The following is an 18,541-nucleotide window of genomic DNA, read 5'->3' on the forward strand; positions in this document are numbered from 1 at the left end:
CGCGGAACGAAGCGCCATCAACGCGCGACGCCTGCTGCTCTACCTGAGAGCGCCGGCTGCCGCCGTCAAACAACGTTTGAGTAATCGTCAGGCTCGCATCGGAGCCTTTGAAGTTTTCGTAATCGCGTGTCAGCGTGCCAGTACTGCTGTTTGACAGTCTACGGCGGCTTGCGCCTGCCTGCAAATCTATCGAAGGAAGATAAAGACCCCGTGCCTGCCGCAGCTCGAACTCGACCGCTTCACGGTTTTCTACCGCCTGCATGATTTGCGGGTTGGTCTTGAGAGTCTTTGCTACCGCCTCATCGAGCGTCATCGCGTTGGCAGGTGCGCTAAACACAACCCCCAAGGCTACAGTCGCCAAAAGCGTCGCTAAAATTCTTGTGCTCTTAAACAATCGGAAGCCCCTCGCCGATTAAAATCCCATCTCGGCATTCATATACTGCGGCGATTTCGTTGGGAAGTATTATCATTTCTAATTCAGCGGCCCAAGCCTGCTTCCGATATTCATCGTTCTAGGGTTAATTACCAAATGGAAACCATCCATCCATTTGTTTTTTAACAAAAAATTTAGAAAGCCCACTGATTGGACGCAAAAGTAGATAACCCCGTCCGTTTCCACAGGCGTATACATTTACCTCTTGTGTAGCCGCCGGGACACATGGAGAACTGCTTTCCCCGGGGCGAGGATACACGCGCTCCACGCCTGCCAATTGTATAAATCTAGAACAGTCGCTTGCCGTTCAAATTGTTTAGCAAGACATTACTTAAACAAGAAAAGGCGCTTGCGCGCCTTTTCTCTGGCTTCCGACTTGCAACACCCTTCACTTTATACGTGCGAGATGTTGGCCGAGTGCTTGTCGTCGTCGAAGAGGATCTTGACGGATTCCGTGTGGTTCTGAAGCACGGCGACATCCTTCCAGCTGTCGGTCGCGACCTGGACGCTGACGGTCGTGTCGTTGCCGGCAATCGTGGTGCGAACGTTCGCGGCAGCCTCTTCACCGGTTGCCTGATGACCAAGCAGAGTGTCGAGAAGCTTCGAAACATCGACCGCATCACCTTCGTTCGACTTGTAGTCGGTGATGATGTCGGCCATGTCCAGTTCGTGCAGGGCCGAAGGATCGAGCACGAACGTATCCGCGCCGGCACCGCCGGTCATCTGCGTCAGGCCCGGCATGGCGGCGAGGATATCGTCGCCATCCGTTCCGACCAGCACGTGGTCGGGCGCATCGCTGAACAGAGTGTCGAACCCGACCTCCACGAACGAGCCGGTCGAACCGTCTGCGTAGGTGAACGAACCTTCTGCGAACAGAGCCTGGCCGTCGATATAACCTTCCGCGCTCTCGGCATCGAGCGAAATACCGGTGATGCCGTAGTCGTTCAGGCCCTTCAGCTCGCCCTCGTCGCTGACACCGTTGCCGTTGGCATCCTGCCAGACCAGCAGCTTGTCGAAGCCGGTATCGGAAGCATCGATCTTGCCGTCATGGTTGACGTCAAGGGTCGAAAGCGCCGCCACACCGCCGGCATGGGTGCCACCGGCAAAGTTCGGGGTGAAGATTTCCGAACCGTTGTCGATCTTGCCATTGCCGTCGACATCATAGGCAAGGATGCCATCGGTCTTGGTCCAGGCCACCTGATCAAGCTTGCCGTCGGCATTGATGTCGAACTTCACGCCGTCTTCGAGGGATGTGAAGGCGAAGCCGTTGCGGTCGAGATCGAGGATGATGGGGTCCTGACCCGGCGCCTTGATGGAAACCTGGAGCTCGTAATCGGTTGAGCTGTTGAAGGTCGAGAATTGCCAACCGGACTGCAGGCTGAATCTCGCCCTGCCAACTTCAAGGTAATAGGTTCCCGCGTTCAACGTTGCTGACAGGTAGGAATCATTGTCCGAGGCACTTCCGCTGTCGACTGTGGGGCTCTGATCATTTTCCGCGATCGTCGTGTTGTTTGCCGAATTGCGGATGCGTATCCAGGTGTCCGCGCCCGCCTGGTCGATATCGAAGGTGACGATCGTCCCATTTTGGCCGACCGTGAACTTGTAAAAATCCGTCTGACCGTTCTGCCCTTCTGCCTGAATGGTAATCGAAGGACTGTGAGTGGCATCCGTAATGTCGGGATCGTTAGACTTCACGAAGACAGCGGAGGAGCCGGTGCCGTTGAGGATATAGGCACTTCCCGGCGTATTCCCCGCACCACTCGTGCCGATGGTGTAGACATTTGCCGAGGCCGGCAGCGACGGATCGGTTTTGCCATTGATCGTCACCGTCACCAGCTGCGACGTACCATCCGTCGTCGAAACCGTGAAGGTATCGGTGAGGGTCTGGTTGTTGTTGAGGCCGCTGACGGTCGCATTGGTGTTGTCGAGCACATAGGTCCAGTGCCCGGTCGAGTCGATCGCATAGGTACCGTAGCCGTTGGATGTCGCCGTGGTGGCCACAGCCGTCCAGCTGTCGGCGGTCCCGTCGACATCCGTCGCGTTCAGGTCACCCGTAGCGGTCGGCGTGCCCGCGGCACCGCCGGTGACGGCCTCGGTGACGGAGCCCGTGATCGGGCCGGTGATGACCGCGGCGTCGTTGACACCGTTGATGGTGATCGTCGCCGTGGCCGTCGACGATCCCCCGTGACCATCGCTGATCGTGTAGGAGAAGGTGTCGGTGCGGACGTCGCCGGCGTGGAGCGCCTGCAGCGTGGCGGACGAGGAAGCGTTGTAGCTGATCGTACCGTCAACGTTCAAGGTGACGGTAGCACCGGCGGCACTGTTGGTGACCGAAGTCACCGTCAGCGTGTCGCCATCGACGTCCGTATCATTGGCGGTCAGCATCGTGGCCGCGAACGTTTTGGTTACATCTTCGGTTATGCCGCCATTGCCGATGGCGCCACCGACTTCGATCACATAGCCACCAGATCCGCTGCTCGAGCCCGTGCCGTCGTTCCACCAGCCGTCCTTGCGGGCCAGAAGGTAGTCTTCACCGACGCCCCAATTGTCGTTGGGCTCATAAACATAACCAGGGACGGCGGCGAGAGGCCAGGAGTTGAAGCCCGAGGCGGTGCCCTGAACGCCATTGCCGTCGACATTCGTAGTCGTCCAGAAGGTCGTGCCGGCTTCCGGGCCAGTGACCCATTTCCAAACGCCTTCCGTTCCCGCATCAGACGCGCCAAGCCAGTAAAATTTGTTGGCTCCCATCAGCGACTGAATAAAGGCGTTCTCTCCGGCACTGGTAACCGTCGCCAGATAACCACCGGCACTTTCCGCGTTATTCACGGCCGTCGACCAGCTTACCTGCGAATTGACGACCTTGTAATAGTGGCCGTTATCCGCGTTGAGCGACCAGCCCGTGCCACTTGGAGCCGGGGTCGCGCCGCCATCGAACGACAGCGTATCGTTTAAGGCAACCGGCGCATGGTTGTTGGTGATGACGGTTGCCGTTGCACCACTGGTGACCGTTTCATTGAAGTTCTGGCCATCGGTATAGGTGGTGCGGACCGAAATCTGGTGCCCAACATCGGCGGCTGTAAGGGTATAATCCGCCGTGGTTGCGCCGAAAGCAGTGCCGTCACGCAGCCACGTGTGGACGACGTTGCTCGCCGCGCCGTCCGGGTCGGAACCCAGCGTGGCATGCAGAACGTCGCCGACCGTCGGCGGGGTCGCCGGAGTGCTGTCGGAAATTGAGACCGTTGCCTGGCCGTCGTTCACCGGCGTGATGGTGACTCCGATCGAACCGCTTGAAAACCCGGTATGCGTGTGCAGACCATCGGTGAGAGTGGCACTGTCAACAACCGTTGCCGTAACACCCAGATTGAAGTTACCGGCGAAATCATGCGGAGCAGTCATCGTCAGGTCGCTGGTATTGACCCCCGCGGCATCCTCGATGACCCAGACCCCGTTCACCAGCGAACCTTGGTTGAAGGTCGCACCGTTCGGGAAGCCGGACAGTTCGATCTTCGTGACCTTTTCGGAACCGTCGGTGTCGCCGAGGGCGATGTTGAGCCCGATGGCGGCCGCAGCGTCTTCGCTGCCGGATCCGGAGCCGGAGATGGTGGCGGCGTCCGCGATCGGACGGATATTGACGGTGATCGTCGCCTGGCTCGTGAGATTGCCGTCGGAAACGGTGTAGCCGATGACCGAATAACCGCTCTCGTTTACCCCCGCGTGATAGGTAAACGCGCCACCTGACCCCAGCGATGCGGATGCAGTAGGTTGCCCCCCAACCGTTATGTTGCCAACCCTGATGAGGGTATCGCCTTCGGCATCCGTGTCGTTCGTCAACACGTTGGCGCCCGAGAGGGTGGTGTCCTCGTCGACGAAGTAGACGTCATCGACGGCCACCGGCGCATCGTTGACCGGCGTCACCGTCAAGTTGAAGGTGCTGGTGCCGGGTGCCGAGTTGTCCTCGTTGCCGTCTTCTGCCTTGACCGAGAAGGATGCGGCCGGGCCTTCCGAACCGTCGTGGGTGTAGCTGATCAGTCCGCCCTTGAGTTCGGCCGCGGTGAACGAGGTTGCCGGGGCTCCGCCATTGGTGATGACCCCGTGCAGTACGTTGGAGACCTGGAAGACCACGCCGCCATCGACATCGTCGGGATCGGTGTAGCCGAGCTCGGCGAACGTGAGGACATGGCTGCCGCCCTCGGCAACCGTCGCCGTCAGCGTTCCCGCCAATACCGGCGCGTCGTTGATGGCGATCATATGAATGGTCGCAATCTGCGGCGCGCTATCGGAAACCCCATCATTGACCACGACGGTCAGGGTGCGGTCCACAGAGGTATCCGGGTTGTCGCTGTTGTTCTGGTAGACGATGTTCTTGAGGATCGTCTCATAGGTGGCGATCGATGCCGCACCGGTGATCGACAGCACGCCAGTGGTTGAATTGTAACCCACGTTCAAGCCCGCGGCAGCGGCGGTTGCCGTCGCGTTGAGGAAGAGCGTCTCGCTTGCCCCGTCGAGATTGTTGGCAAGCGTCACCGTCAACGACTGCAGCGTCGAAGAGTCGACATCCGCAAGGCTTGCCTGCCAGGCGAACTGCTGCGGCGTCTGTTCCGTGGCATTGGTCGCCGTATCGTTTCCGGCAGCAGCGCCGTTCAGGTCGACAACCGTTGCATCGCCGCTGCCGGTGATGGCGATCGTCAGCGAGGCCGTCGAAGTCAGGCCGTGAGCGTCCTTCATGCCGTAGGTGAAGACTTCGCTGACGTTGGCGTTCTGGGCAAGGGCCTGGGTGTCGGCATCATTGTTGTCGAGCGCGTAGGCATAGCTGCCGTCCGCATGGATGGTGAGCGTGCCGTAGGTGCCGGCAACCATGACGTCGCCATTGTTGCTGGGAACGGCCATCACCGCGCCGCCGTCGAACTGGACCGAGGTAACGATCTTGGTGTCGAAGATATCGGCGTCGCTGTCGTTGGCCAGCACATTGCCGGTTGCCGAGGCGTCGCCGGCCGTGCCGTTGGCGATGCCGCCGGCCTCGATTACGGTGTCGCTGTCAGCGGCGGCAATCGGCGCATCGTTGACGAGATCGAAAGCAGGGATGGTGCCGCCGAGACCGCCGTTCTCACCCATGAAGGTGAACTGCTCGATATTCTTCGCCGTCGCCACGACGTTGCCGCCAAGGCTGAAGCTGAAGGTGCCATCGGGTGCGCGCGTGATGGTGTAATCAGCCCACTTGCCGGCCAGTTTCACCGTATCCACGTCGCCGCCCGTGGTGTCGTCGACGTCGTTGATCTCGACCTTGGTGCCGACCAGACCGGTCAGGTCGATGGTGTCGTTGCGGATGCCACCGTTGATCGCCACTGTCGTCGGCGCGATTGCCGTGCCGCTCAAGTCGCCGACAGAGATGCTGTCGCCGGCGCTTCCCAGAGTGACTTCGATACGCTCGATCTCATCGGCGCGGACAGTTGCACCGTTGGCACCGGTATAGCTGACCAGGATGTCGGTGGCGTTGACGCCCGCGACGATATCGGTACCGCTGGTGGCCTTGGCGATGTTGAAGCTGCGCTGAACCGCATCACCGGCGATCTTGAGCACGTCGTAGTCCGGGTTGCTTGCCCCGGTTTCCGAGCCGCCATTGATGGTGTCGGCGCCGGCGCCGACCTTGTAGAGGACCGTATCGTTACCTTCGCCGCCGAGGATCGTGTCTGCGCCGGCCGAGCCGGTGATGGTGTCGTTGCCGGCACCGCCATCCAGGGTGAGGGCGACCGGCGGCAGCGCAACGGTGTTGAGGCTGCTGGCATTGATGGCGTCATTGCCGCCCTTGCCTTCGATGGTCAGTTCGGACGTGCTGATCCCGGAAATGGAGGGTATGCCGTTGCCGAAGACCTGCAAGAGATTGGAGTTGCCTGAGATCGTGATCGTCTCGGCTGCATCCTGGCCACGTACCGTGATCTTGTCGGCACCCTCGGCCTGATAGAGCACCACCGATTCGATGTTGGTGGCGTTGACGTCGACAATGCCATCACCGTCGACATCCAGGGTGAAGCCAGTCGAGGTGACAGTCAGAATTGCCGATTCCGCCGTAGCGTTTCCGGACGTGAGGAGAACGTCAGGGTCCGCACCGCCATCGATGGCGTCTACGCCTTCGCCGATGGCATAGTTGAAGGTGTCGCCACCAGTCCCGCCATCGATCGTGTCGTTGCCGAGACCGCCGGTGATGTTATCAATGCCGCTGCCGCCGTTGATCTGGTCGTTGCCGGCGCCGCCCCAGACTTCGTCGCTGCCGGCGCCGCCTTCGAGGATGTCGTTACCGCCAAGCCCGGAGATCAGGTCGTTGCCGTCGCCGCCATTGATGATATCGGCGGAATTCGAACCGCCGAGGATGTCGTTGCCGGCACCGCCTTCAATGGTGATCGGTCCGCCATCCGCCGTGGAACCTGCAGCCAGTAGAATGACGTCGTTGCCATCGGTACCGACGATCTTTTCGATGCCGGAAAGATAATCCGGAGCCGTGCTGTAATCTGCCACGAAACCCGATTTGCCGTTCCGCTCGAGGACGATCGTGTCGTTTCCGACACCACCGATAACCTTGTCGGCCGTGCCGGCAAGACCGGCGATATTGACCGCCAGGAGGCTGCCGTCACCCAGCTGAATGTTGCGGGTACCGGAACCGGTCACATCCGCGCCAAGGACGAAGTGGTCGTTGCCGGCACCGCCGTCGAGGACATCGGCTCCGAGGCCGCCGTCCAGATGGTCACTGCCGCCATTGCCGGTGAGTTTGTTGGCTTCGTCGCCACCGATCAACACATCGTTGGCGGCACCACCCAGGGCATCGACGATGCCCGAGACGCTGTCGATACCGATGACCTTGTCGATCACGGTGGCACCGTCGGTGGCAGTGTCGGCAGCCACCGTCTGGCCGCCGATCATGTGGGCGGCATCGTCAAGGTTGACGAAGACGCTGGTGGAGAGATTGGAATAGTTGATCGAGCCGATCGTTCCGGCGGCATCGACGCGAACAGTGACCGTCGAGGTGGCGGCGTCGCCGTCCGCGTCGGTTGCGGTGAAGCTGAGCGCCAGGTCGAGATACTGGCTCGTCGCATTCGGCGCCGTATGATCGAGCGGCTGAATCAGCGAGAAGCTGTAGGCGCCGGTGGCCACATTGAGCGATGCCGTAAAGACGATATCGCCTGGCGCCGGCGGGTTGGCAGAGCCGACGAACCCGGTCAGCACGCCATTGATGACGTCGATCGTCACCGGTCGGCCGCTCGAGCTGAGCCCCGCCACCGGAGCACCGTTTTGATCCGTTGTCGCGACACTTCCTGTGAAGGAAAGCGTGCGCGCGCTGCCCGCATCCGCACCCCAGGCAAGGCCCGTCAGGGCGGCGGTGATGGTTTCCGTGCCGCCTTCCTCAACCGTTCCGGAGGCATTGGGGCCGGCCGTCGGCACGCTATCGGTGACCGTCACGATCAGCTGGCCGTTGAGCGCCACGCTGTCACCGTCACCGTCAGTCACCGTGACCGCGGAGGAAAGGTCAAGCGCCAGCGCGCTATCGCCGCCGATGACGACGATCGGCTGATGACCGTTGTTGACCGTCGTATTCTGTGATGAGCCGTCACCGATAAGATCGAATTTCGTTTGATTGGTGACATTGCCGACATTCACATACCAGGTGGTGTGGGCCGGGATTTCGAGTGAATAATCTGTGCCGCCGTTGTTATTATTCAGTGTCCATGTGACAGCGCTATTCCCGTCATTGCTGACGCGGATGATCGCGTCGCCGTCCGGCATGCGCCCCACGAAGGCAAGATCGTTGCCGCCGACATCGGGCACTGCGGCGTGACTGCCGACAGCGCCGAGAGCGGCAGCCGGGATCGATGCGCCGTCGATGACCACCGTCTGGGTGTGGTCGAGAGGACCGGTCTGCGCAAAGGCGTAATGGCCGGTGGCCGGATCAACGGTGAAGGTGAAGATCGTCACCGCGCCGGCTTTCGCCACAAGCGCGTTGCCGACCACAGAATAGGTAAGGGCGACACCGCCGGAAGTCAGGGAAGTCAGACTGGAGGACAGACCGGTGGTTTCAACCGAGTAGCGACCGATGCCATCGGCGCCCGGCGATACCAGGGCGGAAAGCTCGCCTGCAATCGAACCGCCTGCGGCGCTTTCGGTAATTGCACCGGTGCCGATTACACCGTTGGAGATCGGCGTGTCGTCGTCGGCATTGATCGTCAACGTGCCATCGACACGATCGCCGTCGCCGTCGGTCACGGTGTAGGTCAGGTCGAACGCCACGTCGTTTTCGTTGTTTCCGGCTGGGTGGTCGATCGCCGCATTCTGGGTAACCGAATAAGCCCCGGTCGCCGTGTCGAGCGTGATCGTCATGACAGTGGTCGCACCCTGCTTGACCAGCAGGGCATCGCCGTCACGCACATAGGTGAAACCGGTGGGCGCACCCGTCGTCTTCCAGGCGATCGACCCTCCGTCAGCGCCGAAATCGTGGGAAAGTTCGCCGGTGGTGTTTGCCAGGGCGTGGTCTCCCGTGCCGCCGTTATTTCCCTGGGCACCGACGACATTGTCGTCGTCCACCCATACGGCACTGTTTCCGCCAACACTCGGGCCGTCGTCCTCGAAGGCGATCTTGTCGCCGATCGAAACCGACTTGGTGACAACGTCACCATCGTAGTCGGTAGCGGTCAGAACGGCCGAAATCTTCCCGGAAAGATTGATGCCCTCATCCGAGGAGGCATTGCTCGGATGCTTCAGCGACAGATATTCTGCCACGCTGACGCGGCCGTCGCCGTCGATGGCGATCGCGAAGGCCGCCAAACCATTGGCGCCGCCAACACGGCCGACCACGACTTCTCCCTCCAGGTACAGATAGATGTGTGCGCCGCTGGTGGTCATCAGGCCGGAATCGATGCCGTTTCCACCGTCGATCCGTAAGGTCAGTGCAGTGGAGACATTGTCGTCCGCACCATTCTCGACTGAGATATCGATTACGTCGTCGCGGGCATAGATCGGCCCGCCGAGATCGGCGTCCACGCCACGGTTGCCAACGCCGGCGAACAGGCTGCCAATGCTGCCCGCGCCGCTGTCGTCGTTCTGGAAGCCGGACGTTTCGTCGATCGTCACCGTCTCATCGGTGAAGATCGCGATTTCCGGCACGTCGTCGGTGATGGTGATCGAGAACTTGCCGTCGAGGCCGATTTGGTCGCCGTCGCCGTCGGTCGCCTGGATCACCGCGCCGAAGTCGATGGCGGCGATCGAACCCGATCCGCTCTTGAGGGCGGTGTTCTCGCCATTGCCGGCGACGTGGTCGAGCTGGTCGTATTGCTGGTAGGTAAATGCGCCGGTAGCGTGATCGAGGGTCAGGGAGAAGACCGGCCGGTCGGTGAACAAATCGAAGCCGGCGCCGCCGGCGAAATTCACATAGGCCACCAGGGCATCGCCGACCATCGCATAGGAGAGCGTGCCGCCCTTTGAGGTCAGGGCCAGCGCCTGCATCTTGGCCGCTGCATCGGCGACAAAACCGAAACCGCCGCCGGCTGCCGCGCCGTCAGCGCCGAAGGCGACGACCGAGGCGATCGAGCCGGACACGGTCGCCGCCTTGCCCAGACCGAGCAACGAAGGTGTCGAAGTGGAACCGTCGGCGGTTCCGTCATCCGGATGCGTGCCGGACGAAAGCAAGTTGGAGATGTCGTCTTCGTCGGCAGTGGCCGATACCTTCGCGCCGGATGCCAGCGGCCCGTCGTCGGCAAAGCGGATATGGCTGCCGATCGAGACCGTGTCCCGCACGACGTCGCCGTCGTAATCGGTGGCGGTGACCGCCGCCGAGATCTTGCTGCCGAGATTGACAGTCTCGTTGGACGTCGTCGTATCGCCCTGGCGCAGCGATACATATTGCGCGACGCTGACGTGACCGGTCTGGTCGATGGCGACCGCAAACGCTGCAGTGTCCGGGCTCCCGTTGCCGTCTGAGTCGAAGCGGCCGACAATCAACCCGCCCTCCTGGAACAGGAAGATCGGTTTGTCGCCGGTCGTCGCCAGCCCGGAATCAACCCCGGCGCCGGCGATCTCCAGCGATAGAACCTTGGTCGTCGTCTCGTCGGCGCCGGGCGCCGAGAAGAACGTCGAGACCAGAGCGTCGCCGTTACGTGCAAAAATCGGCGCGTTGTTCATGTCGGCGTCGTGGCCAACATTGGCAACTGCCGCAAACAGCGATTTTACCGCCTGGTTGCCGGTATCGTTTGATTGATTTTGATTATTGACCGTCTCATCGATCGTGGTTGAACGCCCGGTGGCGGTGATCGACGGAACCGGAATATCGTCGGTGATGGTGATCGAGAACTTGCCGCCGAGGCCGACATGGTCGCCGTCGCCGTCGGTCGCCTGGATCACCGCGCCGAAGTCGATGGCGGCGATCGAGCCCGATCCGCTCTTGAGGGCGGTGTTCTCGCCATTGCCGGCGACGTGGTCGAGCTGGTCGTATTGCTGGTAGGTAAATGCGCCGGTGGTATGATCGAGGGTCAGGGAGAAGACCGGGCGGTCGCCCAAACCGAAGCCGGCACCGCCGGCGAAATTCACATAGGCCACCAGGGCATCGCCGACCATCGCATAGGAGAGCGTGCCGCCCTTCGAGGTCAGGGCCAGCGCCTGCATCTTGGCCGCTGCATCGGTGACAAAACCGAAACCGCCGCCGGCTGCTGCGCCGTCAGCGCCGAAGGCAACGACCGAGGCGATCGAGCCCGACACAGTCGCCGCATCGCCCACACCGATCCACGAGAAGTCCGAGGTGGAACCGTCGGCGGCACCGTCGTTTGGATGGGTGCCCGACGAAAGAAAATTGGAGATGTCGTCCTCGTCCGACCTGACCTCGACAGCATTGCCGTTGGCGACCGGAACGTCGTCCTTGACATCGACCGTGAAGGTGCTCTCGGCGACGTCACCGTCGCCGTCACGCACGGTATAGGTGAATTCGAAGGTCAGGATGTCGGTCTCGCTGCCGGTTTCGCCATGGCCGGGATGGTCGAGAACGCCCTGAAGGTCGAAGGTGTAGCCGCCGGCGCCGGTATCGGAGAGGGTCACGGTGAAGACCGGTCCACCCTCCTGGTCGGCCGCCGTCAGAACCGTGCCGTCCGGCGACAGCGTGTAGACGAGCGGCTGGCCACCTGAGGTCAGGTTCCCAAGTGCGATCTCGGTCTCGCCACTCCATACCTGCATGAATGCCGAAACGGCAGCCGTCGAAAGTGCCGGGCTACCGACCTTCAGCGCAGGCATGTCATCGCCGTCTGCGGGCGGCAGGTCAGAGAACTCGCCCGGGGTGAAGACCACGGACCGGTCTCCGGCGTCCTGGGTGCCGTCGTAGCCGCCGTCCTCGCTCGTATTGCCGTCGTCCGCTCCCCAGGAAATGCCAAGCGAACCTTGGGCGGTATTGCCGCCACCTTCGTCGACCTTGCCTTCGCCGCCTTCGCCGGCCGCGCCGATCACCGGCGCGTCGTCAGCGATGGTGATCAAAGCCGTGCCGGACGCTGCGGCATCACCGTCGGCATCGACACCCTGGAACTGGAACGAGATCGTCAACGCATCCGAGTCCGAGCTGTGATCCAGTTCCTGGAAGATCTCGACCGTGTAAGACCCATTTGCAGAGGTCGGATCCAGCGAGATCTCGAATACCTTCGCTGCCGGTTCCGAGCCGTCGACATAAGCCGTCAGCGTCTGGCCACCATTCCCAAGGTCGGTGATCACGTAATAAAGCTCGCTGCCACCCGAGGTCAGAGCCCCGCCAGTGACGGAGAGACCGACATCTGCGGCATCTGTGTAAACGCCCCCGGCATTGGTCGGAACCGCGCCTGCAGCGTTTGCAAAACCGACCGAGCGGCCGAAGGTATCGCCTTCGCCATTGCGTGTATCGGCATCCGCACCCCAGGAAATGCCGAGCGAGATATCGCCGGTTTTTTTGGCAGCGTCACTGCCATCCGTGGCAGGATAAGTCGAAACATCGTCTTCGTTCAGCGAGGCGCTGCCCGCCTCGCGCTGTACCGGCCCGTCGTCACCGATCTCGATCGAGAACGAACCGGTATCGGAATCGCCATCCTTGTCTGTGACCGTGAACGTAAAGTTCAGTCGCAGGGCGTCATCGGCACCGACCTCACCGAGATCCGGATGGTCGAGAGGCTGGGACTGCGTGTAGGTGAAGGCGCCGGTGGTCGGATTGGTGACCGTCAGCGTGAAAACGGTGACCGTGGTCTCGCCGACGGTGATCGTGCCGGTGACCGTCAGGCCGTCAGCCGAGGTCGACACCGTAACGGCCTGACCGCCGGACGTGAGCGGCGCAGCAACACCGCTGCCGGTCCCTTCCGCCATGTCGGAAGTGCTCTGGTAATTCACCGAGGAGACAATGCCGAAATCGTCACCGCCGTCGAAACCGAGCGTGCCCGTGATCGTCTCGTTGCCGATGACGTCATCGGCAAGAACCGCTTCGGAGAAGATGAACGGCGAACCCATGTCGAAGGCGTCCGGCTGATCGTCCGCCGCCGTCCGGTCGTCAAGCCCTCCGCCATCGCCAAATTCCGTATCGCCGAGCAGCGAAGCCAGCTGAATGGGGTCGTTCTGGCTCGCCTGGATCGAGTCGTCGAATTCAGCACCGGAACTGTCCGGGCGTCCGCTGGCGCTGAAGGATCCGTCCGGGCCGGCTGCGACGTTGATGCCGCTGTCTTCCAGGGCGGCGAAGAGCACCTGCTGGGGCACCTCCACCTCGCCGATCAGCATCGTCGGGATCTTGGCCGCGCCGTTGACGATGACGATCTCGGTTCCGTCCGCCTGCACCAGGATCAGGTTTGCGCCGTCGACCCGGATATCGTCGATCGACACACTCGTCGCCAGATGAACGATGTTGTTGACGTCCGGGGTCACTTCCGCCGCCGGAGCTGCTGGAGCAGCGGCCGGCACGTTCGGATCCGTCGGGACGCGGCCCGTCGTCGGGGTGCGGCCATCACCGGCCTGCGCCACCTGGATCTCATGCTCGATCGGAGAAGGCGTAGAAGAGGCTGCGATCTCTTCCTGGATTTCCGACGAGAAATTCTCAGTCAGATTTTCTTCCGAGATGTTCGACAGGCGCGGATCTTCAACGGACATGACTCTAACCCCCAATAAAAACTGTGCCGCAATCAACTCCGCCACCAAATATAAAGCAAGACTTCCTTAACCTTCGCGATATAGCCGGTTATGTGTCGGGAAGGGAATTATTGACAGAAGGTTAACTGGGGCGGCGGAAGACGTATTAAAGCCACACATCTTGCCCCGATCGGCCGCAAAACATGGTTTCCAAAGAGTTATCTGGGACGGTTGTTACGACAAGGGATACGCCTTGACCGAATGACCTTGCGCCTTGGGCGATCGATTCGTCTGTGACGAGGAACCTGATTCGGTTCTCAACCCTGCCCCGGCCATGAGGGCTGCACACTCGACATGGACGCCAAATAGGCCGGCCAAGCTATAACCGGAGATTCAACGGAGCCAGAAAGCTTTGATTTGCTTTTCAAAAGGCCTACAAAGCGGTGGAAGGAATTGCGAATAGCTTTCGGCACAAGGAATTACTGCCGCAACAGAGAAGTGCCACCCATATATACTGTATAAATTTAATAAAATTTTCACGACTTGCCACAGAACGCGGTGATGTTGGCGAGCCGGTCGGGCAGGTGCCGCCCGAGGTCTCCACATGAGAATATTCAGTCGGACAGCCGCATCGCCGATACGGGAGGGCCTACGCCTTTTGTGCATGATGCTGGACAGGATCCCCGGCGTTTATGCTCCCAGGCCGTATTTCCGTCCGCCAAAGTTGTTCTCGCGCTCATTCAAGGTGGAACTGTTATGACAGCGATGCGTACCGTCATCTTGTCCCTGGCATCACTATTGTCCGGCGTGGCGTCTTCGCAGGAAATCCCACCGGGCGATGCCCCACTGAACTCCGCGCAGGTTCTTTTCACCGGACATAGCTTGATCGACAACCCTCTGGCCAACTGGGTCGAGATGATTGCCAAAAGCCGCGGCAAAAATATTGCCTGGGAGCAGCAGATCGTCATCGGATCCCCGCTGAGGTATCGGACACGAGGTGAGTACGACCAGGATTTCAGCTGGGTCGGATATAGGTACGGGAAGAACCGCAACGGCGACCAGATGGATGTCATCGAGGAACTGCTTCGCCCGCGGCGCATCGCCACGGGGCGCCCTTACGACACTGTTGTCGCAGCGGAAAACCACAATTTGCTAAACATGATCGTATGGGAAAACGCGATTGCCTATCTGCGCCATTTTCACGACCGCCTTCTCGACGGCAACCCGAAAGGCCGAACCCTCTATGTCCACACCTGGCTTGGCGTCGACAAGGACAATCCGCAGCCCTGGTTGGAACACGAGACAAACGCTTCCGTCGTATGGCAATGCATAGCGGAGAAAGTGAAGCTGACACTGCAGGCTGAAAAGCGCCCCGCCAATCTTTCCGTCGTGCCTGCTGGAACGGCTCTCGTGGAATTGGTGAAAAGGACACTTGGCGGGAAGGTTGTCGGCCTCACCGGAAGCACCAGGGAAAAACTCGATCGGATATTCCGTGACGAGGTCCATCTGACCGATACAGGCGTCTATTTTGTAGCTGCGGTCCACTACGCCTCAATCTATCGCCAGTCGCCCGAAGGCGCTGCAGCGCCGCCGACCGTGCCCCGGGACCTTGCCAAGGAGCTGCAGAAGATTGCATGGGCGGTCACCCGAGATTTTCTGCAGCAGGAACGCTTGCACCCGCCGAGCATGGCAGAATGCCGGCGCGTCCTCGTCGAAAAAGTCTGCCGAAGCTTCTGGGTGCATGCCGGCGAACCGAACGAGGCGGCTGGCTGCCAGAGCTATTTTGCCGAAACCCGTCCGGCCCCCGGGGGCAACCCCTTCGTCTGGCCGGATCCGAATTGGAAGGCTCTGCCAAAGCCAGCGCCTTAGCTGCTTCGTCCATCCCACGATGCGAATACCTGTCCGAGCGTGAATGATCGAACCCTGATTTGCCGGGACACGAGGGAGCGATCTCACAGTCGCGGCACACCGGACCCCTTTCCGGTATCACTCGACTGTCAGATGGAAGATGAACAGATAGACTATCAATGTTCGGAACCTGCGCGCTGCGCCGTTCTCATGTCTTTCGCCAGGTGCAATGGCGTATGCACGATCGCCAGCCGACAAACATCCAAGTCGAGAGTTCGTCGCTCCGGGAGGCATTGCCGCGGCAACGCCCCTGTCAGCGCTGACGTGGTTTTCTATCGTATCCCTTCACCCAGCTGCGAAGGCTCGACTTCGCAGCCGTGATATCTCGGGTCGGTCCGCCAACCGACCGACGAACGGCTAGTTGGCCGCTCCGTATGGGAAGAGGTCATTGAGTTTGTAGGCGACCTCGGTACGGTTCGTCGCTTTCAGCTTCTTCATGATGTTGCGGATATGGACCTTGACCGTGCTTTCCCGCAGGTTGAGCTCGTAGGCGATGATCTTGTTGGCCTTGCCCTTGCGAAGGGCCTCGACCACCGCTTCCTGGCGGAGCGTGAACATTCCCGAAAGTGGCCGGTGTTCCGCCGCCGCCGTCGCCGCGCTGACCAGGTGCCGCATCGAGAGGACGCTGCTTGCCGGAACGAAAATCCCGCCGGCAACGGCCAGGCCGATCGCTTCCACGCAGACGCCGATGCCGACGCAAGAGGGAATGAAACCTCGAGCCCCATATTCCAACATTTTCACCACCTGGGCGAGGTCGTCGGAGTCGGAGAGCACGATGATTGGCGGCGACTTGAACTCGGCCGTCAATTTCGAGATGTCAGTCGCAAGTGCGGCATCGTCGGCCTTTCGGCCGCCGATATTGAACAGAACGGCCTGGACAGGCGGATAGAGATCTTTTTCTAATTTCCATTCCTCGATGGAGCCGACAGCGCAGACATCCATCTCGAGGCCACGCCCGATGAGGGCTTTGGCAAGGCATTCGCGATCAAGCGCTCTCGCGTCGATGATCACAAGGCATCCGTCGTGGTTTACTCCCTCACTGCCTCGATCATCTCTTTCGGCGAGCTTTGGGATGTCATTCATAATGCGAAAGGATTCTGCCACAGCAGGAGAACGGCTGTAGCCGCTTGGTGTGGAACTCATCTTACCCCCTTACCTGAAGTCTAGGATGGATTGTCCCCCTCAGGATCCGCAACTATAAGTACGCCAACAGACTGTCTTTACACCTTTCAACTTTTTATTAAGGTCAATATACAGCAGATACGTAATTTAGTCTATGCGCAAGTAAGCAGCTAGATAAAAATATTTATCAGGGGTGCAAGCTAAGTTCCGATAGGGAATTGGATATCTGCTTATAGTTAACGTGCACGTCAAAATGCTGCCATAAAGCTCGATCCCGGCCCTGCCCATGTACTTTCAGGCACTTGACCCGTTCCGACGCAAAACGCTGCATTTCGGGACAACGACCACTGCGGCGGGTATGCAAGCGACATCCGGGCATCTCGGCGCCAAATAATCGGCCGGCCGACATATAAAGATAGCAGAAATGGAAGTTTCTGGCAGCTTTTCTTAAAACAGCGGGCCAGCGTGGTGGAGAACGCCCGTTGCAAGAATTCCAACCAGATACCCGGCAGGCCAAGCCAACAATACACCCGCTTCATATAGGAAATTGTTGAGGCCATGACGGTGATTGAAGTAAAGAATCGCCGGCAATACGGGCAGTCCGTAAAGTGCTGCCGCCCATACTGCGCCCTCAAAGCCGAACAAGTAATAACCCAGGGGCAGGCATGTAAAGCTGGAGACCGCGCGAATGAAATTCATGACAGTCTGGTTACGCGGTTCATTGACGGCGAGATAGACCGCGGACAGGGGGCCGAAACGCATGATGAGAAGGCTGAACGATAATATCTGGATAATTGGAGCAGCATCTCGATAGCGATCATCATAGAGCACTTCGATGATTGCCGTGCCGCTCGAATAGATCGCGCCCGCACTTCCGATGAAAACAAGATCCAGCGGCAATCGCATTTTCCAGAACATGGAGCCGAGCTGCTCCGGACGTTCCCTTGCGATCCTGCCTAAGGCCGGCATTGCCACGTTTAAGAACAGCCGGCCACCAGCACCTTCCAGCATCGAGATAAGATTGAAGGCCAGGCTGTAGAAGCCAAGCATGAGGGGGCTTGTCCATCCGGCGAGAAAGATACGATCTCCATTGGCAGCTATCATCGTAAGGATGGACGACAGCATGATCCAGCGGCCGAACCGAACAAGATCCCTTATCGCCGCAGCTTCCCAGTAAAGGCTGTTATGCTGACCCGGCAGCCATATGTGAGTAAGAATAGTGGTCGTCAACGCAGATAAAAGCGTCGCGGCTACGAATGACCAGATTGAGCCGGTGTACCACGCAAGCGAGATCCCGACCGCCAGGCTGACGACCTGAGCCACTATCTCGATTAAGGTGACGCGCCCAAGGTCGAGGTGCCGGAACGCGGTGATCAGTTTTGTGGATTGCAGCCCCATGATCACGGTACAAAAAGACATTCCCATGATGATGGCTGGCAACGAAGTGACCGTGTAGACCGATCCGGCCGGGAACAGGCCGTACTCGGCTGCACGCCCGATCCCGATGGCGATCAGGACGCATGCAAACCAGATCAAGCAGCCGTGGATGATTTGCAGCGTCCACGCGGTGTCGAGATAGGATTGGTCGTCGCCAAATTGGCTCTGTATGGCCGCGGGCCGGAGCCCGAGATCGGACAACATGGCGACCGACACCTGAATCATGGTGGCCACGGCCATGATGCCGAACATTTCCGGCATCAGCAGCCTGGTCAGCACCAGGTTGCTTGCGATGCGTACGACCTGGGAGAGGAGATACCCCATCATCGACCAACCTGCGGCCTGGATAAGGGTCGTGCGAAGACGCCGTTTCGGCGGCTGAACCGCCACCGGTAAAGCGTCGAGAAGCAACCGCTCCCTGGCGTGAGGGGAAGATCCCTGCTTCCAATCCGAGGGAACGATTGCGTCAGTCACAGAATACTCCTCGTTCTTTAAGAAGACTTTCCAGCTTGATGTTGAAGGCACACAAGCAGCGTGCCCCGAGCA

The 18,541-nt window shown here is 60.1% G+C and carries 5 protein-coding genes; 1 reads left to right on the forward strand and 4 read right to left on the reverse strand.

What is annotated here, in order from left to right; all coding sequences use genetic code 11:
• Together C5L10_RS22315 and C5L10_RS22320 are read right to left on the reverse strand one after the other, a co-directional pair.
• The coding region (locus C5L10_RS22315) for a TolC family protein (RefSeq protein ID WP_172717118.1) at positions 1-394 on the reverse strand (394 nt) is incomplete at its 3' end.
• Positions 395-826: 432 nt separating this feature from the next.
• Positions 827-13,549 carry a DUF5801 repeats-in-toxin domain-containing protein gene (locus C5L10_RS22320; RefSeq protein WP_105431449.1) on the reverse strand — a complete coding sequence of 4,241 codons (12,723 nt, stop codon included), beginning with the start codon at positions 13,547-13,549 and terminating at the stop codon, positions 827-829.
• Positions 13,550-14,188: 639 nt separating this feature from the next.
• On the opposite strand from C5L10_RS22320, the gene C5L10_RS22325 reads away from it, so the two are divergent.
• Complete coding sequence (locus C5L10_RS22325; protein ID WP_245448111.1) at positions 14,189-15,397, forward strand: hypothetical protein; 1,209 nt, start codon at positions 14,189-14,191, stop codon at positions 15,395-15,397.
• Between the two features lie 396 nt (positions 15,398-15,793).
• On the opposite strand, the gene C5L10_RS22330 is transcribed toward C5L10_RS22325, so the two are convergent.
• Positions 15,794-16,579: a response regulator transcription factor gene (locus C5L10_RS22330; protein ID WP_105431451.1), complete on the reverse strand. Its 786-nt coding sequence runs from the start codon at positions 16,577-16,579 to the stop codon at positions 15,794-15,796.
• A 426-nt stretch (positions 16,580-17,005) separates the two neighbouring features.
• Positions 17,006-18,469, reverse strand: a complete 1,464-nt coding sequence (locus C5L10_RS22335; RefSeq protein ID WP_245282757.1) for an oligosaccharide flippase family protein — start codon at positions 18,467-18,469, stop codon at positions 17,006-17,008.
• Between the last annotated feature and the right edge of the window lie 72 nt (positions 18,470-18,541).

The sequence above is a fragment of the Neorhizobium sp. T6_25 genome (assembly GCF_002968555.1).
GTDB lineage: Bacteria > Pseudomonadota > Alphaproteobacteria > Rhizobiales > Rhizobiaceae > Neorhizobium.